At 64.5% G+C, this 20462-nt stretch carries 20 protein-coding genes and 1 tRNA gene; 16 read left to right on the top strand and 5 right to left on the bottom strand.

The annotated features are described in order from the left end of the window. Positions 1-2: 2 nt before the first annotated feature. Positions 3-710 carry an SDR family NAD(P)-dependent oxidoreductase gene (locus tag QAZ47_RS01500; RefSeq protein ID WP_278205204.1) on the top strand — a complete coding sequence of 236 codons (708 nt, stop codon included), beginning with the start codon at positions 3-5 and terminating at the stop codon, positions 708-710. A 78-nt stretch (positions 711-788) separates the two neighbouring features. Here the strand turns inward: QAZ47_RS01500 and rpsA are convergent, their stop codons facing one another. The 3 genes from rpsA to aroA all read right to left on the bottom strand — a co-directional run bounded on the left by rpsA (position 789) and on the right by aroA (position 4965). After that, on the bottom strand, positions 789-2486 hold the full coding sequence (gene rpsA, locus QAZ47_RS01495) for a 30S ribosomal protein S1 (RefSeq protein WP_127861798.1): 1698 nt from the start codon (positions 2484-2486) through the stop codon (positions 789-791). A 204-nt stretch (positions 2487-2690) separates the two neighbouring features. Next, entirely contained in the window at positions 2691-3341 is a 651-nt protein-coding gene (cmk, locus tag QAZ47_RS01490; protein WP_278232262.1) for a (d)CMP kinase, read from the bottom strand. 265 nt (positions 3342-3606) lie between these two features. Next, positions 3607-4965, bottom strand: coding sequence for a 3-phosphoshikimate 1-carboxyvinyltransferase (aroA, locus tag QAZ47_RS01485; protein WP_278232261.1), 1359 nt, complete (start codon positions 4963-4965; stop codon positions 3607-3609). Positions 4966-5161: 196 nt separating this feature from the next. On the opposite strand from aroA, the gene QAZ47_RS01480 reads away from it, so the two are divergent. From QAZ47_RS01480 to QAZ47_RS01465, 4 genes are all read left to right on the top strand, one after another. Next, a complete protein-coding gene (locus QAZ47_RS01480) occupies positions 5162-5557 on the top strand; it encodes a TIGR02300 family protein (protein ID WP_278232260.1) in 396 nt (131 codons plus the stop codon). Positions 5558-5722: 165 nt separating this feature from the next. Continuing rightward, positions 5723-5798 (top strand) — tRNA-Ala (locus QAZ47_RS01475). Positions 5799-5948: 150 nt separating this feature from the next. Beyond that, positions 5949-6284, top strand: a complete 336-nt coding sequence (locus QAZ47_RS01470; protein ID WP_278232259.1) for a hypothetical protein — start codon at positions 5949-5951, stop codon at positions 6282-6284. 280 nt (positions 6285-6564) lie between these two features. Continuing rightward, on the top strand, positions 6565-7281 hold the full coding sequence (locus tag QAZ47_RS01465) for a DUF2161 family putative PD-(D/E)XK-type phosphodiesterase (protein ID WP_278232258.1): 717 nt from the start codon (positions 6565-6567) through the stop codon (positions 7279-7281). Here the strand turns inward: QAZ47_RS01465 and QAZ47_RS01460 are convergent. Further along, on the bottom strand, positions 7204-8271 hold the full coding sequence (locus QAZ47_RS01460; protein WP_278232257.1) for an alpha/beta hydrolase: 1068 nt from the start codon (positions 8269-8271) through the stop codon (positions 7204-7206). The genes QAZ47_RS01465 and QAZ47_RS01460 overlap by 78 nt on opposite strands. Before the next feature lie 199 nt (positions 8272-8470). On the opposite strand from QAZ47_RS01460, the gene QAZ47_RS01455 reads away from it, so the two are divergent. Continuing rightward, on the top strand, positions 8471-9457 hold the full coding sequence (locus tag QAZ47_RS01455) for an AraC family transcriptional regulator (protein ID WP_347567179.1): 987 nt from the start codon (positions 8471-8473) through the stop codon (positions 9455-9457). On the opposite strand, the gene QAZ47_RS01450 is transcribed toward QAZ47_RS01455, so the two are convergent. Then, positions 9410-10357, bottom strand: coding sequence for a GlxA family transcriptional regulator (locus QAZ47_RS01450; RefSeq protein ID WP_278232255.1), 948 nt, complete (start codon positions 10355-10357; stop codon positions 9410-9412). The two genes, QAZ47_RS01455 and QAZ47_RS01450, sit on opposite strands and share 48 nt — an antisense overlap. A gap of 86 nt (positions 10358-10443) precedes the next feature. Here QAZ47_RS01450 and QAZ47_RS01445 point away from each other — a divergent pair, with 86 nt between their 5' ends. The 10 genes from QAZ47_RS01445 to QAZ47_RS01400 all read left to right on the top strand — a co-directional run bounded on the left by QAZ47_RS01445 (position 10444) and on the right by QAZ47_RS01400 (position 20458). Then, the gene (locus tag QAZ47_RS01445; RefSeq protein WP_278232254.1) at positions 10444-11151 is read left to right on the top strand and encodes a DJ-1/PfpI family protein; all 708 of its coding nucleotides are present in this window, start codon (positions 10444-10446) and stop codon (positions 11149-11151) included. 246 nt (positions 11152-11397) lie between these two features. Next, the gene (locus QAZ47_RS01440) at positions 11398-12129 is read left to right on the top strand and encodes a FadR/GntR family transcriptional regulator (RefSeq protein ID WP_278232253.1); all 732 of its coding nucleotides are present in this window, start codon (positions 11398-11400) and stop codon (positions 12127-12129) included. Continuing rightward, positions 12126-13328, top strand: coding sequence for a PLP-dependent transferase (locus QAZ47_RS01435; protein WP_278232252.1), 1203 nt, complete (start codon positions 12126-12128; stop codon positions 13326-13328). The genes QAZ47_RS01440 and QAZ47_RS01435 overlap by 4 nt, the downstream gene beginning before the upstream one ends. A gap of 25 nt (positions 13329-13353) precedes the next feature. Continuing rightward, entirely contained in the window at positions 13354-14631 is a 1278-nt protein-coding gene (locus tag QAZ47_RS01430; RefSeq protein WP_278232251.1) for a sugar ABC transporter substrate-binding protein, read from the top strand. Between the two features lie 221 nt (positions 14632-14852). Continuing rightward, complete coding sequence (locus QAZ47_RS01425) at positions 14853-15776, top strand: sugar ABC transporter permease (protein ID WP_278232250.1); 924 nt, start codon at positions 14853-14855, stop codon at positions 15774-15776. Then, complete coding sequence (locus tag QAZ47_RS01420) at positions 15776-16624, top strand: carbohydrate ABC transporter permease (protein ID WP_278232249.1); 849 nt, start codon at positions 15776-15778, stop codon at positions 16622-16624. The genes QAZ47_RS01425 and QAZ47_RS01420 overlap by 1 nt, the downstream gene beginning before the upstream one ends. A 3-nt stretch (positions 16625-16627) precedes the next feature. After that, complete coding sequence (ugpC, locus tag QAZ47_RS01415) at positions 16628-17695, top strand: sn-glycerol-3-phosphate ABC transporter ATP-binding protein UgpC (RefSeq protein ID WP_278232248.1); 1068 nt, start codon at positions 16628-16630, stop codon at positions 17693-17695. Between the two features lie 71 nt (positions 17696-17766). Further along, a complete protein-coding gene (locus tag QAZ47_RS01410) occupies positions 17767-18252 on the top strand; it encodes a hypothetical protein (RefSeq protein WP_278232247.1) in 486 nt (161 codons plus the stop codon). A 188-nt stretch (positions 18253-18440) separates the two neighbouring features. Then, the gene (locus QAZ47_RS01405; RefSeq protein WP_278232246.1) at positions 18441-19880 is read left to right on the top strand and encodes an aldehyde dehydrogenase family protein; all 1440 of its coding nucleotides are present in this window, start codon (positions 18441-18443) and stop codon (positions 19878-19880) included. Then, on the top strand, positions 19877-20458 hold the full coding sequence (locus QAZ47_RS01400; protein WP_278232245.1) for a DUF1349 domain-containing protein: 582 nt from the start codon (positions 19877-19879) through the stop codon (positions 20456-20458). The genes QAZ47_RS01405 and QAZ47_RS01400 overlap by 4 nt, the downstream gene beginning before the upstream one ends. Positions 20459-20462: the final 4 nt, after the last annotated feature.

Genomic DNA, 20462 nt, shown 5'->3' with positions numbered 1-20462 from the left:
ATATGACGGAAACGCTTAACGGCAGGCATGTCGTGGTGACGGGCGGCACTGGGGCGCTCGGCGGCGCGGTTGTCGGCAGGTTGCTTGAGCAGGGAGCGATTTGCCATGTGCCCAATGCCCATGCCTCGGCTCCGCCGCATTTTCCCTACGCGGCCCATGCCAGTGTCCACCTGGCGCATAATGTCGATCTCTCGGACTCCGCCAAGGTCGAGGCCTTCTACCACCAGGTTCCGGAGCTTTGGGCTTCGATCCACCTCGCCGGCGGTTTCACCATGGCGCCGGTGGAAAAGATCGAATCGGCGTCTTTCGCCGAGATGATGGACACCAACGCCCGCACCGCCTTCCTTTGCGGCCGCGCCGCGGTACGCTCGATGCTGACGTCGGGCACCGCTGGGCGCATCGTCAACGTCACCGCGCGGGCCGGGCTCGATCCCAGGCGTGGAGCCGGCATGGTCGCCTATGCCGCCAGCAAGGCGGCGGTCGCCGCGATGACGCAGGCCATGGCCGAGGAACTGAAGCACAAGGGCATCCTCGTCAACGCCGTGGCGCCCTCGACGCTCGACACGCCGGCCAACCGCGCCGACATGCCCGATGCCGATTTCACCAAATGGGTCAGCCTGGAGGCAGCCGCCGAAGCGATCGCTTATCTCGCCTCGCCCGCCAACCAGGCGATGAGCGGCACGCTGGTGCCGCTCTACGGCCGGGCCTGACCTCACGGATCAACGTGCAATGAAAAACCCCGCCGGATCGCTCCGGCGGGGTTTCGTTTTCAGTGTCGACGAAGCGGCTTAGTTGCCCTGCTTCTTCAGCGCCGCGCCCAGGATGTCGCCCAGCGAGGCGCCGGAGTCGGTCGAGCCGTACTGGGCGACCGCTTCCTTCTCCTCGGCGATTTCCAGCGCCTTGATCGAGACCTGCAGCTTGCGGGTCTTCTTGTCGAAGGCGATGACGCGGGCGTCGACCTTCTGGCCGACGGTGAAGCGCTCTGGGCGCTGCTCGTCGCGGTCGCGCGAAAGGTCGGAGCGCTTGATGAAGGTCTCGAGGCCGCTGTCGACCAGCCGCACTTCCAGACCGCCATCCTTCACCGCGATGACCTCGCAGGTGACGACGGCGTTCTTGCGCAGCTCACCGCTGCTCGCCGCCTCGCCGACCGTGTCGCGGGCCAGCTGCTTGATGCCGAGCGAGATGCGCTCCTTCTCGATGTCGACGTCGAGCACCTGCGCCTTGACCATGTCGCCGCGATTGTACTCTTCGATGACCTGCTCGCCCGGACGGGTCCAGTCGAGGTCGGAGAGGTGCACCATGCCGTCCACGTCGCCTTCCAGGCCGATGAACAGGCCGAACTCGGTCTTGTTCTTGACCTCGCCCTCTACCTGGCTGCCGACCGGATGGTTGCGCGCGAAGGCTTCCCACGGGTTCTCCAGCGTCTGCTTGAGACCGAGCGAGATGCGGCGCTTGGCCGGATCGACCTCGAGCACCACGACGTCGACTTCCTGCGTCGTCGACAGGATCTTGCCGGGGTGCACGTTCTTCTTCGTCCACGACATTTCCGAAACGTGGATGAGGCCCTCGATGCCCGGCTCCAGCTCGACGAACGCGCCGTAGTCGGTGATGTTGGTGACGGTGCCCTTGATCTTCTTGCCGATCGGGAACTTGGTGCCGATATCCGACCACGGATCCGACTCGAGCTGCTTCATGCCGAGCGAGATGCGGTGGGTTTCCTGGTTGATGCGGATGATCTGCACCTTGACCGTCTGGCCGATGTTGAGGATCTCGGTCGGATGATTGACGCGGCGCCATGCCATGTCCGTGACATGCAGCAGGCCGTCGATGCCGCCGAGGTCGACGAACGCGCCGTAGTCGGTGATGTTCTTGACCACGCCTTCGACCACCTGGCCTTCCTCGAGGTTCTGCACGATCTCCGAACGCTGTTCGGCGCGGCTCTCCTCGAGCACGGTGCGGCGCGACACCACGATGTTGCCGCGGCGGCGATCCATCTTGAGGATCTCGAAGGGCTGCGGGTTGTGCATCAGCGGCGAGACGTCGCGGATCGGACGGATGTCGACCTGGCTACGCGGCAGGAACGCCACGGCGCCGTCGAGGTCGACGGTGAAGCCGCCCTTGACCTGGTTGAAGATGACGCCTTCGACGCGCTCGCCCTTGGTGAACTTCTCTTCGAGGCGCACCCAGCTCTCCTCGCGGCGAGCCTTCTCGCGCGACAGCATGGCTTCGCCAAGCGCGTTCTCGATGCGCTCGACATAGACTTCGACGGTGTCGCCGACCTTGAGCGAGGAGTCCTTGCCCTTGGCGCCGAATTCCTTCAGCGGCACGCGGCCTTCGACCTTGAGGCCGACATCGATGATGGCCATGTCCTTTTCGATCGCGGTGATCGTGCCCCGGACAACCTGGCCCTCGCCGGAATGGCCGGCGGTGAATGATTCTTCGAGCATGCTCGCGAAATCATCGCGAGTGGGATTTGCAGCTGACATTGTTTCTCCTGGAGTGCTCCGCATGACGAGCGAAGCGGGCGCCGTGGGTTAGCGTTGCGAGAGCCTGCCGGCGTTCCGGGCTGAAAAGCCCTTGGCCGCTTTTAGCGGCAAGTCCGGCGCATGAAGAATGCTGGCAGGCTGGTTCGTGTCCGATATGGGTATTTTCGTCGGCTCCGGCAACGGAAGCACGAGGAAAGACCCGGATCAGGCCCTGTTTCTCTTGGCCAGGACGTCGTCAACGATCGCCATCGCCGCCAGAAACGCGGCCTCTATAGCCATTTCGCTGGTATCAAGCAAGTGCGCGTCGGCGGCGGGCTTGAGCGGCGAGTCGGCGCGGCCCATGTCGCGCTCGTCGCGGCGCTCGATGTCGGCGAGGATCGTGGCGAATTCGGCGCTGCCGCCCATGCTCTCGATCTCGGCCAGCCGGCGCTGCGCCCGCACCTCGGCGCTCGCCGTCACATAGAGCTTGATGTCGGCGTCCGGGCACACGACGGTGCCGATGTCGCGACCGTCGAGCACCGCGCCCGGCGGCGCCTTGGCGAATTCGCGCTGCTTTTCGACCAGGATGCGCCGAACGGTGGGGATGACCGCGACCTTCGAGGCCGCCTCGCCCACCGCATGCGCCGAAAGCACCGTGCGGTCGAGATTCGAGAGGTCGACCTGCCGCGCCGCGGTTTCCGCCGCCGAGACATTGTCGAGCGGCAGGCCGAGCTCCAGCAGCTTATGCGCCACCGCGCGATAGGTGAGGCCAGTGTCGAGCAGGTTCAGCCGATAGTGGTCGGCCAGCCGGCGGGCCAGCGTGCCCTTGCCAGCGCCCGCAGGGCCGTCGATGGCAATGGTGAAGGTGTGGGTCATTGGTGGGCCATCGCTTCGTTGGCGTGGCGACAAAGCCTCACCCTTTCGTCATCCCAGGGCGGAGCGAAGCGGAGACCCTGGGATCCATGCCGTGACATTAGCCAAAGAATGCTGCGAGCCAGAATTCTGCACCGTTGCAGCGCGTTGGCGTCACGGCATGGATCCTGGGGTCTGCGCCACGTCGCTTCGCTCCTTGCTCCGCCCCAGGATGACGACGGGAAGGATGTTGGGTGCCAATCTCCCAAGTTTGCGATTGCCATCACCCTCACTCGATCTCCGCGCCCAGTGCCTTCATCAATCCCATGAATTCCGGAAAGCTCGTCGCGATCATGTTGGTGTCGTCGATGGTCACCGGCTTTTCCGTCGCCAGCCCCATCACCAGAAAACTCATGGCGATGCGATGGTCGAGATGCGTCTTCACGGTCGTGTCCTGACCGTTCGGATGCCCTCCCAGCCCCTTGCCGCCTGGCTTGCCCTGCACGGCGAGCGAAGCTTCGCCCTCTGTGCAGTCGACGCCGTTGAGCTTGAGCCCGTTGGCAACCGCCGAAAGCCGGTCGGATTCCTTGACGCGCAATTCCTCCAGACCCTGCATCAGCGTCTCGCCTTCCGCGAAGCTCGCGGCGACAGCCAGCACCGGATATTCGTCGATCATCGACGGCGCGCGTTCCGGCGGTACGGCAACACCCTTCAAGTCGGAATACCGCACGCGCAGATCCGCCACGTCCTCGCCGCCGGCATTGCGCGGGTTGAGCACGTCGATGCGGCCGCCCATTTCCTGCAATGTGAGAAGCAGGCCGGTGCGGGTCGGGTTCATCAGCACGTTCTCGATGACGATATCCGAACCCGGCACGATGAGGGCGGCCACCAGCGGGAAGCCGGCCGAGGACGGATCGCCGGGCACGGCGATCGTCTGTCCGGTGAGCTTGCCCTGACCCTCGATGAAGATGTGGCGCACGCCGCGTTCGTCGGTCTCGACGGTAAGATTGGCGCCGAAGCCCTTGAGCATCTTTTCGGTGTGGTCGCGCGTCATCACCGGCTCGATCACCGTGGTGATGCCCGGCGTGTTCAGTCCGGCAAGCAGCACCGCCGATTTCACCTGGGCCGAGGCCATCGGCACGCGATAGGTGATGGGCGCGGCGTGCTTGGGGCCGCGCAGCGTGATCGGCATGCGGTCGCCCGGCGCCGCCTTCAGCACCTGGACGCCCATCTGGCGCAGCGGCTCCAGCACGCGGCCCATCGGCCGGCCGGAAAGCGAGGCGTCGCCGATGAAGGTCGTCTCCATGTCATAGGTGCCGACCAGGCCCATGGTCAGCCGCGAGCCGGTGCCGGCATTGCCGAAGTCGAGCGGGCCTTCGGGTTGAAGCAGCGCGCCGTTGCCGGTACCGCGGATCACCCATTCGGCGCCCTTCTTTTCTATATGCGCGCCCATCGCCTTCATGGCGGCGCCGGTGCGCATCACGTCTTCGCCCTCGAGCAGGCCGGTGATGCGCGTCTCGCCGGAGGCGAGGCCGCCGAACATGAAGGAGCGGTGCGAGATCGACTTGTCGCCCGGCACTCGCGCCGTGCCGGCAAGGGCAGGAGATTTGCGGGCCGTGGCCGGCTTCGGGGCGGCAGCGTGAGACATTCGTGTCTTCCAAATGAAAATGCCGGCTGGCCGGCCCAATTCGTCATGTTTGCGGCGGTCTCGTATCACGGCGCGCGGCAATGGTCATCCCCTCGTGCGGGCCTTTGAAAAGCGGGTTTTCGGGACATGTCTTTTGGCTTTGACAGCACGGAAAACTGCGGTTAAGGGGACCATTCTTTTTTTGACGAGGCTTGCCGTGGCAAAACCTGAACTTGGCACAAAGCGTGTCGACCCCGAAACGGGGCGGAAATTCTACGACCTGAACAAGGACCCGATCGTCTCGCCCTATACCGGCAAGAGCTATCCGCGCTCCTATTTCGATGAGGGCAAGATCTCCGCCATCGAGGAGGATGAGGACGTCTCCGAAAAGGAAATCGACGCCGAGGAGGAGGAAGGCGCCGAAATCGTCTCGCTGGAGGACGCGGACGAGGAGACCAAGGGCGGCGGCGACGATCTGCCCGATCTCGACGATGACGAGGATGATGTCGATCTCGGCGACGATGACGACGACACCTTCCTTGCCGACGAGGAGGAAGAGGACGACGACGTCTCCGACATGATCGGCGTCGGCGACGACGAGGACGAGGTCTGATTTTGATCGTTTGCCGGCCATTTTGGCCTGTGACGAAAAAGCGGCCTTTCAAGGCTTGATCTTGACCGAAGGCGGCGCTAGAAGCCGCCAGCACTAAACGACGGCGCGGTTCCCAGCCGCGCCTGATCTCTTCGCCGGAAACGGCGCCGGCTGACTGCCGGGAGTGGGGCCATAGCTCAGTTGGGAGAGCGCTTGAATGGCATTCAAGAGGTCGTCGGTTCGATTCCGATTGGCTCCACCAAACAGTCCTTATCTCATGCTCGGCTTCTCGGCATTCGCGCTCGCCGCCTGCCAGTCGGCTCCCGAGACGACGCCTCTTCCTCCGCCGCAACCTGCTCCGGCTGTCGTCGCGGCGCCTGCGTCCCCCGATTTGGCTGTCTTGGACCAAACCGTGGCGATCACGCCTCCCGGCAAGGGCGTTCCGGCCAGATATGCCGCATTTTCAGGCATATGGGCCGGACGGCTGGATGGCATGTATGAAGGCAAGCTGGCCGTGCTGACGGTTTCTTTCGGCGGTCAGGTGACGGTCAGCTATGCCTGGGGTGATGTAGCCGACTACAAGCCGGGGGTCGCCGACGGCGCCGGCAGGATTGTCGGAAACACATTGAAGCTTGGGCGCCTGCCGAATGGCGCGGACGCCACCTTTACGATGCAGCCCGACGGAACGCTGGCCGCCACCTATGCGCTTGCCGGCCAAACCTATTCAGGCTCGTTCGCCAGGCAATAATCCACGGAGCCTGCTCGGCAATCGACAGGAACTTCCCCTCGGATCGATCCAATGCCGTCTCTTCCAACAGCTGGTCGTCGCTAAAGCATGTCTCCCGAAAGTGGGAACCGGTTTCGGGGCAAAGACATGCGTAAACCTAAAGCGCAGGGAGCGAACCTGAAAGATCGCGACGCGCTTTGGTCTGTCAGCCGTCGGTCCGCAAGCGGATCCGCCGAACAGCGGCGGAAATCTCACCTGCTTGTGCTGGGTCGGTTAGCCGCGAATCGGTTATGCCTTTGCCATGCAGGAAACATCCCTCTATGCCCCGGTGAAGCGGTTCCTCGAGAGCCTGGACTTCACCGTCAAGGGCGAAGTCGGCGGTTGCGACATCGTCGGGCTGCGCGAGGGAGAGCCGCCCGTGGTCGTCATCTGCGAGCTGAAGCTGCAGTTCAATCTCGAACTCGTGCTGCAGGGCGTCGATCGCGCGGCGGCCTGCGACGAAGTCTGGCTCGCCGCCCGGATGTCGGCGCGCGGCAAGGGCCGCGAGCACGACCGCCGTTTTCGCGCGCTCTGCCGGCGGCTTGGCTTCGGCCTGCTGGCGGTCGACGGAAAGGGCAAGGTCGAGCTGCTGCTCAGCCCGGCCGCCGTGCCGCCCCGGCGCGACCCGAGGCGCCGCTCGCGCCTGGTCGAGGAACATCACCGCCGCAAGGGCGACCCGTCCATCGGCGGCAGCACGCGGCGAAAGCCCATCATGACCGCCTACCGCCAGGAGGCCATCGCCTGCGCCGCCGCCATGGCCGACGGCCCGAAGCGGCCGCGCGACCTCAAGGCTCTTTCGCCGCGCGCGGCCAGCATCCTGCTGCACAATTACTATGGCTGGTTCGCCAGGGCGGAGCGCGGCATCTACGCGCTGACCGAGCTCGGCCAGGCCGCCGTGCACTCACATGGGGTCCTTGAGGGTCCGCTGCAGGTCGCTCCGTATCAAGCCGATCAGCTCGGCGTGAAGCTCGGCGCGTGACCGGCTGCCGCCGTCGGCGCAAATAGGGTCGATTTCACCCGCGTCCTTCAGCAGCTCGGCGCCGCCTGGCTTGCATTCCTGCAGGAAGCTGAAATGGATGGCGCCGTTGACGGAGGCATAAGTTCCTCGCGGCGTCAGCGCCGCCAGCTTGTCGGCAATCACCCCCTCGGGGATCGTATCGACACTGCCGAGATTGATGAAATCCATCGGGATCGTGATCGCCTTAAGGCTCGCGGCGTCGTAGGCCGGCGCAAGGCCGGGATCGACCAGCACGGCCGCTTTGACACGGGGGTCAAGGTTTGATTGGTCGAAGCGTGCCTTGTCGATCGTCCGCAGGTCGAGCTTGTCGACATGCACGACCGCGTCGTTGCGATAGCCGATGCCGCCCGCATACCAGGCGCAGTCCCATTTCTTGTATTCGTCACAATAGTGGGCATAGGCGTCGAGGCTGGCGCGGGCGCCGGCAATCTCCATCGCCGCGGCGCCGCCGAGCGAAAAGCCGAGCACGCCGATCCTGTCGCCGTCGACGACGCTGCCCCATGTCGGATCGGCCGTCATCGCGTCGATCACGGCCGAAAGATCCTGTGTGCGCTCCCACAATTTCGGCGTCTCGGCCGGCGTCGAGTCGCCGCTGGTCGTGCCGGGATGATTGGGGCCGGCCACGATGAAGCCCGCTCTGGCCAGTTCCGTCGCCAGCCAGGCCATGCCTTGCACGCGCCCGCCTGACCCGTGCGACAGCACGACCAAGGGAAAGCGCCCCTCGAGCGGTGGCGCATTCTTGAAGGCCGGCACGCCCTTGAAAGCCTTGTTGTCGCCGAGCACGATGGCTTCGCCGCCGGCCTCGGCCGGATACCAGACGAACACCTGGAGATCGCGGCCGCGTTCCGGCGCGGCGATTGAAATTTCGCGCAGACCGACTTCGGCGGCATGCACCGGTGCGACGGTCGCCACCACAAGCGCGGCGGCGGAGAGGATACGGGAAAGCGTCATGGGAAACCTCGCTTGGTCGAAAAGGCCGGGCGATGATTTGCCGATGACGCCTTTCTTGCGCGTCCTGGATCGCGATCGAGGTCGTTCTTGATCGCGATCTGGGCCATTATCCCGGCAGTCGATTGCTCTCGAGACTGCCGTGATTTTCGTTCCGCTGCCTTTCGTCGTTGCCCTGCTGCTGCTGATCCTGCTTGGCCGTATGCTGCGCGCCGAGCGGCCAAGTCGGCCATTCCTCGCCCTGGTTGGCCTGTGCGCCCTGCAATCGGTCTTCATCGGCCTGCGCTGGGGCTACGACATAACGGCGCTGCGCTATGTGCTGCCTGTGGTGGCAAGTTGCCTGCCGCCTTTGGTGCTGACAAGTTTTCGCAGCCTGATTCATCGCGGCACCGGGGACGCAAACGGCTTCCGCTGGCTGCATGCGGCTCCGCCTGCTCTCGTTCTGGCATTGCTGCCGTTGGCCCCGCGGCTGATCGATCCTGCGCTTATCGTGATTTTTGTCGGCTATGCACTGGCCGTGCTCGATCTTGGCCGCGCCGGCCCCGATGCGCTGGACGAGGCGCGCTTCGACGGTGCGGTCGCCGCGCATCGGGCGCTCGTCATTGCCGCCTTGTCGCTCTGTCTGTCGGCCTTCTTCGATTTCGCGGTCTTCATGGATTTCGAATGGAGCAGGGGCAAGAACGCAGCCTTCCTGGTCAGCAATGCAAATTTTCTCGGCCTGCTCCTCATCGGCCTGACGGCTATAGTCGCCGCTCGCGCGCGGGCCGAGCCCGTTGCCGCCGTGGAGGCTGCAGCTACATACGCGACGGCGCAGGACCGCCAGGTCCTCGACCGGATCCACAAGCTTTTGGTCGAGCAGAAACTCTCCCGTGACGAGAACCTGACATTGTCGCGGCTGGCACGCCGCGCCGGTGTGCCTGCCCGCCAGATTTCCGGCGCGGTCAACCGGCTGGCCGGCAAGAACGTTTCGCGATACATCAATGATTTCCGCATTGCCGAAGCCTGCCGGCTACTGCGTGATACCGATATGTCAGTGACAGCGGTGATGTTGGAATCCGGCTTCCAGACCAAATCGAATTTCAACCGTGAGTTCCGGCGTGTGACGGCGGCCAGCCCTGCCGGCTGGCGCGAGAAGGCACGGTCAGAACCGCTCGCGGTAATCACGCGGGTTGGTGCCGAGGGTGCGTAGAAAGCCGCGTCGCATCGTCTCTTCCGAGCCGAAGCCGCAGCGCCGGACCGTCTGGTTCACGGCCAGTCCCTGTTCCAGCATCCGTCGTGCGGCCTCGATGCGGATCTCTTCGACCGCGCGGGCGGGTGTCCGACCGGTTGCCTCCCGATAGTGCCGCGAGAAGCTGCGCGGGCTCATATTGGCGCGTTCGGCCAGTTTCGGCAGCGAAAGGTCGCTGCCCAGGTTTTCCAGAATCCAGCCATGCAGCTTGTCGAAGCGCCCATCGCCATCCTGCAGCTTGAGTGCCTGGCTGAACTGCGCCTGGCCGCCTGGGCGTTTCAGGAAGACGACCAACTCGCGCGCCACCGCAAGCGCCATGCGCCGGCCAAGGTCGGCCTCGACGAAGGAAAGGGCCAGATCTATTCCCGCCGTCACGCCGGCGGACGTCCAGACATTGCCGTCGCGAATGAAGATCGGATCGGGTTCGAGGCGGACCGCAGGAAATCGCCGGGCGAATTCCGCGCAGCGCCCCCAATGGGTGACCGCGCGACGGCCATCGAGGAGACCGGTCGTCGCCAGCAGCATGGCGCCGCTGCAGACGGAAGCCGTTCGCCTGGCGCCGCGCGAGCGGCCGATGATCCACTGGACGAGCTGGGGATCCTCGCAGGCCGCGTTGACGCCCCACCCGCCTGGCACGATCAGCATATCGATCTCGGCATTGGGCGGCGAGAGCGCCGCGGTCTCGAGCACGAGACCTGCCGACGTTCTCACCCGCGGTGAAGCGGCGACGACCACGGCCTCGTACGCCGCGGGCTCACCTGCCTGCAGCATGAAGTCGTTGGCGCTGGCGAAGACCTGAAGTGGCCCGCTGACGTCGAGGAGTTGGACGTCGGGATAGGCAAGAACTTCGATGCGGTGCATTGATTTGGCCGGAAACGAGGGATGATTGGCGATCGCGCCAAAGCATGATGCCTTAGATTGCCGGGAGTCAACCTGCGGAGATTTCCATGACCCTTCGTTTCGGCATCCTCGTGTTCCCCAACGTCCAGCAGCTCGACCTCACCGGCCCCTACGAGGTCCTGGCATCGGCAAGGGGCGCCGAGGTGGATTTGATCTGGAAGGACCGCAATCCGGTAATGTCGTCGACGCGACTGGCCCTCAACCCGACCGTGACCTTCGACGATTGTCCGCCTCTCGACGTGCTGTGCGTTCCGGGCGGAGGAGGCGTCAACGCGCTGCTGGAGGACCAGGCGGTCCTCGATTTCGTGCGGGAGCGCGCGGCGCAGGCGCGTTATGTCACTTCGGTGTGCAGCGGCGCCCTGGTGCTCGGCGCGGCTGGGCTGCTCAAGGGCAAGCGAGCGACGACACATTGGTATGCGCATGACTTCCTTGAAGAGTTCGGGGCGGTGCCCGTCGATGCGCGAATCGTGGAGGACGGCAGGCTGATTACCGCCGGCGGTGTCACCTCGGGGATCGATTTCGGCCTGGCGCTGGTTGCGAGGCTCCTCGGCCAGGCCGAAGCCGAAACGGTGCAGCTCTCGCTCGAATATGCCCCGGCTCCTCCTTTCCGGTCGGGCACGCCTGCCGAGGCTCCGCCGGCTGTCCTGGCGCAGGCAAAAGAGCGGCTCGCGGGTTCGCGGCGGGCTCGCGAGGAAATGTTCGCCCGCTGGCGCGGCGCCCGCACGGCCGCCACGCCGGCGCGCAGCCGCGGCTAGATGTGAGCAATTCCAGGAAAAGTATGAAACGCTCAGGCTCGGCGACTTCGCCGCAGCCTCCGTTCGGAACTGCGTCAAAACGAAGAGATAGAGTGGTTTCCGTGAACGGTGAACCGCTCTGAGCCGATCGGACCGAATGGCGCATCTCCGCGCCGTTCGGTTCTGCCCCCGATTTCGGTTGTTGACTCTCAATTCGGCCTGTGCAGAAATTGGTTGGACCATTGAACCACTTTAGGTCCCGCCGGCGTGACAGACAGCCTCCCGCCCATCCAGACGACCGCCCGCGATGACGCGGTGCTGAAGGCGTTGGCGGGCTTCGTCAGGCAGGAGGCGCTGGGGCCCGGCGAAAAACTTCCGACCGAGCGTATCCTGGCCGAGCGTCTCAAGGTCAGCCGCAACACGGTGCGCGAGGCGCTGACGCGCTGGGAAGGGCTGGGTCTCGTCGAGCGGCGGCAGGGCAGCGGCACCTATCTCAAGGCCGCCGTCTCGCCAGACATGCTGCACATGCCGCTGACGCTTGCCCGCGGCAACGATTTCGCCGGCCTGATGTCCACGCTGGAGATTCGCCGCGCGCTGGAGGCGGAGGCCGCCGCGCTCTGCGCCATCCGCGCCGGCAAGGCCGAGCTCGCCGAGATCGAGCGCAAGCTGGACATCATGGAAGAGGCCTTCCGCACCCGCGACGGCATGTCCTCGGAGGAGGACTGGGAATTCCACCAGGCGATCTTCCGCGCCTCCGGTAATCCGCTGTTCGAGCAGATCATCGCCGCCATGTATGAGCTGTTCCATCGCTTCTGGGAACATCCGCTCGGCGTGCGCGATTTCGGCCACGCCAGCTTTCCCTACCACCGCACCATTTTCGACCGCATCGCCGCGCATGACCCCGAGGGGGCCCGCGCCGAGGCGCTGAAGCTCATCGCCACCGTCGAGGACGACCTGAAGCGCGGTGCTGCCAACCTCAAACTTTCGGACCGCAAATGAACGAGCAGCCCACAAGCTTCGACCCGGCTTCCCTGGCCAGCGACTATCTCGGCGAGGCGGCGACGCTTCTGGCGCATGACGATCCGTTCCCCGGCGGCGCGGTGGTGCCGCCGATCTACCAGACCTCGCTGTTCACCTTCGACAATTACGCCGACATGGCCGATACCTTCGCCGGTCGTCGCCGCCAGCCGATCTATTCGCGCGGCGACAATCCGACGGTGATGGAGTTCGAGGCGCGCGTCGCCGCGCTCGAAGGCGCCGAAGCGGCGCGCGGTTTCTCCAGCGGCATGGCCGCGATCAGCGCCACCGTGCTCGCCTTCGTCGGCGCCGGCGAGCGCATCGTTGCCGTGCGCAACTGCTATGGCGACGCCTACCGTCTGTTCGAGCGCCTGTTTCCGCGTCTCAACATCAAGGTCGACTATGTCGATGGCTCCGATCCGGACGCGGTCGCGGCGGCGCTGCCTGGCGCAAAGCTGCTCTACCTCGAAAGCCCGACCTCGATGATGTTCGAGCTGCAGGACATCGCCCATCTGGCGCGGCTGGCGAAGGAACAGGGCATCGTCACTTCCATCGACAATTCCTGGGCCACGCCGGTGTTCCAGAAGCCGATCGCGCACGGTGTCGATCTGGTGCTGCATTCGGCCTCGAAATATCTCGGCGGCCACAGCGACACCGTCGCCGGCGTCGTGGCGGGCTCCGCCGCACATATCAGGCACATCAACGAGCAGACCTACTCCTCGCTCGGCGGCAAGCTCTCGCCCTTCGAGGGCTGGCTTTTGCTGCGCGGCCTGCGCACGCTGCCGCTGAGACTGCCGCATCACATGAAGAGCGGTCTGACCCTTGCCGAGCGGCTCAAGGCGCATGGCCAGGTCGAGCGGGTCAATCACCCCGCCTACTCCAACCATCCCGGCAAGAAGACGCTCGCCGGCTATGCCGGGCTGTTCTCCTTCGAAGTCACGGAGGATGTCGACATTCCGGCTTTCGTCGATGCGCTGAAGCTCTTCCGCATCGGCGTCAGCTGGGGCGGCCATGAAAGCCTGGTCGTGCCGGCAAAGGCCTCGCTCGAGCAGACGCCGGGTCTCAATTCGATGGCGCGCTTCGGCGTCAGCCCCCGAACCATCCGCTTCAATGTCGGATTGGAAAATATCGAGGACCTCTGGGCAGACATCGCCCAGGCCTTCGGGAAGTCAAAAAAATAAGGTGTTCAAAATGGGAGTTCCGAACATGAAAAGACTGACGTTCATGCTTGCCGCCGTCGCCGGCCTGGCGATCTCTGCCAGCAGCGCGCTCGCCGATACCACCGTCAAGATGGTCGAGGTCATCACCAGCCCGCCGCGCACCGAATTCCTCAAGAAGCAGATTGCCGAGTTCGAGCAGGCCAATCCCGGCATCAAGGTCGAGCTCGTCTCGCTGCCCTGGGGCCAGGCATTCGAAAAATTCCTCACCATGGTGCAGGCCGGCGACACGCCCGACGTCGTCGAGATGCCGGAGCGCTGGATGGGACTTTACGCCAATAACGGCCAGCTCGAGGATCTTGGCCCCTACATGGCTAAGTGGGACGACGCCAAGACGCTGGGCGACCGCGCCAAGCAGTTCGGCTCGACCGTCAACAATACCCAGTTCATGATCCCTTACGGCTACTATGTGAACGCGCTGTTCTGGAACAAGAAGCTGTTCAAGGAAGCGGGCCTCGACCGTCCGCCGGCAACCCTCGACGAGTTCGTCGAGTTCTCGAAGAAGATTTCGGCCATTCCCGGCAAATACGGCTACTGCCTGCGCGGCGGTCCCGGCGCCTTCAACGGCATGCACATGTTCATGAACATCGCCGACGGCAAGGGCGGCTACTTCACCGACGACGGCACCTCGACCATCAACGACGAGGGCTCGGTCAAGGGCCTGCAGATGCTGGCCGACATGTACAAGAACGGCCTGGCGCCGAAGGACGCCGTGAGCTGGGGCTTCAACGAGACGGTGACCGGCTTCTATTCCGGCACCTGCGCCATGCTCAACCAGGACCCGGACGCGCTGCTCGGCATCGCCGACAAGATGAGCGCCGACGACTTCGCCGTCGCGCCGCTCCCCGTGGGCCCGAGCGGCAAATCCTACCCGACCCTGGGCTATGCCGGCTGGGCGATGTTCGCCAATTCCCAGCACAAGGACGAAACTTGGAAGCTGATGGCGACGCTGCTCTCGCCCAAGGACAATCTGGAATGGGCCAAGGAAGTCGGCGTCATCCCGATCCACAACGGCGCCGACCAGGACGCCCATTTCAAGACCGAGCAGTTCAAGGGCTGGTTCACCGAGCTCAGCGACAGCTCCAAATATGAAATGGTGACGCCGCCGACGCATCTGGAAAACCTCGGCAACTTCGTCGACCAGGTGGCGATCAAGAATTTCCAGGAAGTGCTGCTCGGCCAGAAGCCGGCCAAGCAGGTGGCCGACGAATGGGCGGCGTTCCTGACTAAGGAGCAGCAGGCCTGGCTGGCGAAAAATAAGAAGTGACACTCCTTTCTTTCTCCCCGCTTACGGGGAGAAGGTGGCCCGATAGGGCCGGATGAGGGGCAGCGCCATACCTTCGTAAGTTCGCGCCCCTCATCCGCCTGCCCTCCCACGCAGCAGCTGCGCTGCAGCTACGTAGGGTGAACCGGTATCTTCTCTCCGTTGAACGGAGAGAAGGGGCTGTCGCTTACGCCGCATCACCCATCACCCGTAGAGCCGAACTTATGACCTACGCAGTGTCCGAAATCCGATCTGCCGCCCGGCCGCGCAAGAAGCGGCTGAGCAAGACGGCGATCGAGCCATGGCTCTATCTTTCGCCGGCTATCGTCCTGCTGGTCGTGGTGCTCTTGGTGCCGCTGATCATCGGCATCAGCTATTCCTTCCGCAAATTCTCCGCCTTCAAATCGGAATATGTCGGGCTCGGCCAGTATCAGGCGATGCTCTCCGACGCCGTGCTCGGCCAGGCGCTGATCAACACGCTGTGGTGGACGGTCGCCAGCCTGTTCTTCCAGTTCTTCCTCGGGCTCGGCCTGGCGCTGTTGCTCGACAAGCCCTTCTATGGCCGCAGGATAGTGCAGGCGGTGGTGTTCCTGCCCTGGGCGGTGCCGTCCTTTCTGTCGGGCCTCACCTGGGCCTGGCTGTTCAACCCGATCATCGGGCCGCTGCCGCACTGGCTCTTCGCGCTTGGGCTGAAGGCCGAGCCGACCAATGTGTTGTCCGACCCCGCCACCGCCATGTGGGGACCGATCGTCGCCAACATCTGGTTCGGCATCCCCTTCTTCGCCATCACGCTGCTCGCGGCGCTGAAGTCGATCCCCTCCGAACTGCACGAGGCGGCGGCCATCGACGGCGCCTCACCCTGGCAGCGCTTCACCAAGGTGACGCTGCCGTTCCTGGCGCCGACCATCGTCATCACCGTCATGCTGCGCACCATCTGGATCGCTACCTTCGCCGACCTGATCTTCGTCATGACCGAGGGCGGGCCGGCGGGCTCGACCAGCACGGTGCCGGTCTACATCTATGTCAGCGCCTTCAAGTCGCTGGATAAGGGCTATGCGTCCGCGGTTGCTGTGCTGCTTTTGGTGCTGCTGATCGCCTACGCCATTGGCCTGATCGCCATCCGCCGCACGCTTGTGAGGCATGTCTGATGATCGCCGGTCGCTCCACCTCCTCGCGCATCGCCGGCGGCATCGGCCTCTACGCCGCGATCGCCGCCTATGTGACCTTCGCGCTGTTCCCGATCTTCTGGACGCTGAAGATCTCGGTGACGCCCGAGCGCCTGCTCTATTCCGAAGGCATCACCTTCTGGCCGTCGGAGATGACTTTTCAGAACTTCGCCACCGTGCTCGAAGCCTCCGATTTCCCGCGCTATTTCCTGAACAGCGTCATCGTCTCGGTGTCGACGGCGGCCCTGGTGACGGTCATCGCCACGCTCGCCGGCTACGCCATGTCGCGCTTCACCTTCCGTGGCAAGGCGACTTTAGCCATCCTGCTTCTGCTGACCCAGACCTTCCCGCTGGTCATGGTCATCCCGCCGATCTACCGCATCATGGGTGATCTCGGCCTGACCAACAGCCTGACCGGCCTGATCATCATCTACACCGCCTTCAACACCGCCTTCGCCACCTTCCTCATGCAGTCCTTCTTCGACGGCATACCGAAGGACCTGGAGGAGGCGGCGATGATCGATGGCTGCACGCGGGCCCAGGCGATGCGCAGGGTCATCGTGCCGCTCACTCTGCCCGGCATGGGCGCGACGCTCGGCTTCGTCTTCACCGCCGCGTGGAGCGAGTTGCTGTTCGCGCTGATGCTGATCTCCAGCGACGAGCAGAAGACCTTCGCCGTCGGCCTGCTCACCTTCATCGGCAAGTTCGCGGTCGACTGGGGGCAGATGATGGCGGCGTCCATCCTGGCGCTGATCCCGGTCTGCGTCTTCTTCGCCTTCCTGCAACGCTATCTCGTCACCGGCCTCACCGCCGGCGCGGTCAAAGGATAAAAGATGGCTTCCGTCACGCTGCAACATGTCGAGAAGGACTATGGCGCGCTGCGCATTCTGCACGGCGTCGATCTCGAGATCGCCGATGGCGAGTTCGTCGTCCTGGTCGGCCCGTCCGGCTGCGGCAAGTCCACGCTCTTGCGCATGATCGCAGGACTTGAGGAGGTTACAGGCGGCGAGATTCGCATCGGCGAGCGTCTGGTGAACGATGTCGCACCCAAGGACCGCGACATCGCCATGGTGTTCCAGTCCTACGCGCTCTATCCGCACATGGACGTATCCTCGAACATGGGCTTCAGCCTGATGCTGAAGAAGGCCGAGAAGACGACGATCGACGGCAGGGTCGGCGCCGCCGCCAAGCGGCTCGGCCTTGAAAGCTTCCTCGGCCGCCTGCCGCGCCAGCTTTCCGGCGGCCAGCGCCAGCGCGTCGCCATGGGCCGCGCCATCGTGCGCGATCCGAAAGTCTTCCTGTTCGACGAGCCGCTGTCGAACCTCGACGCCAAGCTGCGCGTTCATATGCGCGCCGAGATCAAGGCATTGCACCAGCAGCTCAAGACCACTTCGGTCTATGTCACGCACGACCAGGTCGAGGCGATGACCATGGCCGACCGTATCGTCGTCATGCATGACGGCTGCGTGCAGCAGGTCGGTCATCCGCTGGAGCTCTACGATCGCCCGGCCAACACCTTCGTCGCCGGCTTCATCGGCTCGCCGGGCATGAATTTCTTGCCGGCGAAGGTCGTCAAGGGCGGCAAGGTCGATGCCATGCTCGCCGACGGCCAAAAGCTCAGATTGCCGGACGGCCTGCCGCTGAAGGACGGCGACGCGCTCACCGTCGGCCTGCGGCCCGAGCATATCCGGCTGGTAGATGACGGCGCGCTGAAGGCCGAGGTCGAGGTGGTCGAGCCGCTTGGCCTGTCGACGCAGTTCTATGTCAGGCTGGCCAGCCAGCAGGTCTGCGTCTTCGTCATGGGCCGCAGCGACGTGAAGCCGGGCGACAAGATCCGGCTCGCCGCCGATCCGGCGGCGCTGCATCTGTTCGACCCGAAGAGCGGCGACCGCATCGGCTAGCTGCCGGGTCGATGCGAGGCTTCCTCGTAAGCTAAAATCGTTCCTGCTGATTCGTATCGACAGGGAACGGCATGAGCAAGGCTCTCGGCACATTCGCATTGGTCACGGTTCTGAGCGCCTTGCTGATGGCGCTTTCGCTGGCGGTCGCCAGACACGGCTATCCGTATGGCGCCTTCGGCATGAAGCGCCTCGACGGCATTGCCGATGCGGCGTCCTTCCTCGCCATAGCCGCCATCTATTTCTTCAGCGCGTTGCTGATGATGGTCCTGCCCATCCGCGCCGCCGGCGTCGTGCTCACCCACGCCGCCGATGCGATCTTCTGGGCAACGATCATGCTGTTCGCCACCATCGTCGGCTCGCTTCTCGCCCGCTGGGCGCTCGGCCAGCATGACGTGCTCTGGGCGCTTCTCAACTGGCGCTTCCTGTTCGTCGTGGCGATCGTCGCCGCGCATCTCACCATGAACGAGCTTCGCCGCAACATCCTGCTCAGAAGCCTGTTCTTCGTCGTCTTCGCTGCGGCGACGCTGGCCTGCCTGTTCTGGTCGTTTTCCGTCTGATGCCCTCAGGCTCCGCGTCGTGACAGGTCGTCGCGGACAAGCCCGATGGACTTCCACCGCGGCGCGCCTACCTTTATCGAAAGCGCCCGGTAGACCTTTCGGCGGACAATGCGTATATCATTTGTCTGACAAATGACCGGCGCCTTGCCGCTCCAGCCATCTCGAAGCCAATCTCGAAGGAAATGAAGATGACCGTGCTCCGCAAGAACCTGATCGACGGCGAGTGGCTGGGCGAGGCCGGCTCGCGCAACATCAACCCGTCGAACACCAACGACGTGGTCGGCGAATACGCCTCGGCCGGGCCGCAGGAAGCAAAACAGGCCATCGCGGCCGCCCAGGCGGCCTTCCCGGCCTGGTCGCGCTCCGGGCCGCTGGCCCGCCACGCCGTGCTGAAGAAGACCTCGGACGAGATCATGGCGCGCAAGGATGAGATCGGCCGATCTCTCGCCCGCGAGGAAGGCAAGACCCTGGCCGAAGGCGTCGGCGAAACCATCCGTGCGGCGCAGATCTTCGATTTCTTCGCCGGCGAGACGCTGCGCCTTTCAGGCGAGATGGTGCCGAGTGTTCGGCCCGGCGTCGGCGTCGAGATGACGCGCGAGGGAGTCGGCGTCGTCGGCATCATCACGCCGTGGAATTTCCCGATCGCCATTCCCGCCTGGAAGATCGCGCCTGCGCTCGCCTACGGCAACACGATCGTCTTCAAGCCGGCCGAACTGGTCCCCGAAAGCGCCTGGACCATCGTCGACATCCTGCATCGCGCCGGCCTGCCCAAGGGCGTGCTCAACCTGGTCATGGGCAAGGGTTCGGTGGTCGGCCAGGCGATGCTCGACAGCCCCGATGTCAACGCCATCTCCTTCACCGGCTCGGTCGGCACGGGCAAACGCGTCGCCGCGGCAAGCGTCGAGCACATGCGCAAGTTCCAGCTCGAGATGGGCGGCAAGAATCCGCTCGTCGTGCTCGACGATGCGGACCTGGCCGTGGCCGTCGATTGCGCGGTCAACGGCGCCTATTTCTCGACTGGACAGCGCTGCACGGCGTCCTCTCGCCTCATCGTCACCGAAGGCATCCATGACCGCTTCGTCGACGCCTTGAAGGAGCGCCTGGACAAGCTGGTGATCGGCGACGCGCTGGATGCCAAGACGCAGATCGGGCCGGTCGTCGACCAGACTCAGCTCAAGCAGGACGAGGACTATATCGCCATCGGCCGTCAGGAGGGCGCCGAGCTCGCCTTCGGCGGCGAACGGCTGGAGCGCGAGACGCCGGGCTTTTATTTGCGGCCGGCGCTGTTCCTGGGTTCCACCAACGCCATGCGCATCTCACGCGAGGAGATTTTCGGCCCGGTGGCCAACGTCATCCGCGTCAAGGACTATGACGAGGCGCTGGCAGTCGCCAACGACACGCCGTTCGGCTTGACCTCCGGCATCTGCACGACCAGCCTGAAGCACGCGACGCATTTCAAGCGCAATTCCGAGGCCGGCATGGTGATGGTCAACCTGCCGACGGCGGGCGTCGACTTCCATGTGCCGTTCGGCGGCCGCAAGGGCTCGAGCTACGGTCCGCGCGAGCAGGGCCGTTACGCCATGGAATTCTACACCACCGTGAAGACGGCCTATACGTTCGCCGGATGATGTCGGATCTTGCCGGAATGACTTGGCTCAACCCGCCGCCGCACCATGCGCTGAGTGACGGGACGCTCCATGTTCGCACCGGCAAGGAGACCGATTTCTGGCGCGAGACCTTCTACGGCTTCCGGCGCGACAACGGCCATTTCCTCTACCGGCCGGTCGCGGGCGACTTCAGCGCCGAGGTCACCGTAAAGGGCGACTACAAGGTGCTTTACGACCAGGCCGGGCTGATGATGCGGCTGAGCGAAACGCACTGGATCAAGGCCGGCATCGAGTACACGGATGGCCTCGCCTATTTTTCCGTCGTCGTCACCAATGACAGGTCCGACTGGTCGCTGGTCGCCGTTCCCGCGGACCGGGACGGCCTTCGGATCCGCCTGACCCGTCACGCCGAGGCGATCCGCATCCAGTATCGCGATGTCGCGGACGGCCATTGGAAACCGGTGCGGCTGGCCTATTTCCCGACTTCGCAGAGCGTCGATGTCGGCGTCATGTGCTGCTCGCCGCAGCGCGAAGGCTTCGAGGCCAGCTTTTCCGACTTTGTGGCTGGCCCGCCGATTTCCAGGGAATTGCACGACTGAGCAG

Source organism: Mesorhizobium sp. WSM4904, from assembly GCF_029674545.1.
GTDB lineage: Bacteria > Pseudomonadota > Alphaproteobacteria > Rhizobiales > Rhizobiaceae > Mesorhizobium.
Note: the sequence above shows the minus strand (reverse complement) of the source record. Positions and strands in the feature narration are given on the sequence as shown.

Excerpts from the sequence above, each read along its gene's own strand:
- QAZ47_RS01400 (WP_278232245.1), top strand. The coding sequence starts at position 19,877 with ATGATGTCGGATCTTGCCGGAATGACTTGGCTCAACCCGCCGCCGCAC.
- QAZ47_RS01455 (WP_347567179.1), top strand. The coding sequence starts at position 8,471 with ATGCTGCGCGCCGAGCGGCCAAGTCGGCCATTCCTCGCCCTGGTTGGC.
- QAZ47_RS01465 (WP_278232258.1), top strand. The coding sequence starts at position 6,565 with ATGCAGGAAACATCCCTCTATGCCCCGGTGAAGCGGTTCCTCGAGAGC.
- QAZ47_RS01500 (WP_278205204.1), top strand. The coding sequence starts at position 3 with ATGACGGAAACGCTTAACGGCAGGCATGTCGTGGTGACGGGCGGCACT.
- QAZ47_RS01435 (WP_278232252.1), top strand. The coding sequence starts at position 12,126 with ATGAACGAGCAGCCCACAAGCTTCGACCCGGCTTCCCTGGCCAGCGAC.
- cmk (WP_278232262.1), bottom strand. The coding sequence starts at position 3,341 with ATGACCCACACCTTCACCATTGCCATCGACGGCCCTGCGGGCGCTGGC.
- aroA (WP_278232261.1), bottom strand. The coding sequence starts at position 4,965 with ATGTCTCACGCTGCCGCCCCGAAGCCGGCCACGGCCCGCAAATCTCCT.
- rpsA (WP_127861798.1), bottom strand. The coding sequence starts at position 2,486 with ATGTCAGCTGCAAATCCCACTCGCGATGATTTCGCGAGCATGCTCGAA.
- QAZ47_RS01425 (WP_278232250.1), top strand. The coding sequence starts at position 14,853 with ATGACCTACGCAGTGTCCGAAATCCGATCTGCCGCCCGGCCGCGCAAG.
- QAZ47_RS01405 (WP_278232246.1), top strand. The coding sequence starts at position 18,441 with ATGACCGTGCTCCGCAAGAACCTGATCGACGGCGAGTGGCTGGGCGAG.
- QAZ47_RS01430 (WP_278232251.1), top strand. The coding sequence starts at position 13,354 with ATGAAAAGACTGACGTTCATGCTTGCCGCCGTCGCCGGCCTGGCGATC.
- QAZ47_RS01410 (WP_278232247.1), top strand. The coding sequence starts at position 17,767 with ATGAGCAAGGCTCTCGGCACATTCGCATTGGTCACGGTTCTGAGCGCC.
- QAZ47_RS01445 (WP_278232254.1), top strand. The coding sequence starts at position 10,444 with ATGACCCTTCGTTTCGGCATCCTCGTGTTCCCCAACGTCCAGCAGCTC.
- ugpC (WP_278232248.1), top strand. The coding sequence starts at position 16,628 with ATGGCTTCCGTCACGCTGCAACATGTCGAGAAGGACTATGGCGCGCTG.
- QAZ47_RS01450 (WP_278232255.1), bottom strand. The coding sequence starts at position 10,357 with ATGCACCGCATCGAAGTTCTTGCCTATCCCGACGTCCAACTCCTCGAC.
- QAZ47_RS01460 (WP_278232257.1), bottom strand. The coding sequence starts at position 8,271 with ATGACGCTTTCCCGTATCCTCTCCGCCGCCGCGCTTGTGGTGGCGACC.
- QAZ47_RS01420 (WP_278232249.1), top strand. The coding sequence starts at position 15,776 with ATGATCGCCGGTCGCTCCACCTCCTCGCGCATCGCCGGCGGCATCGGC.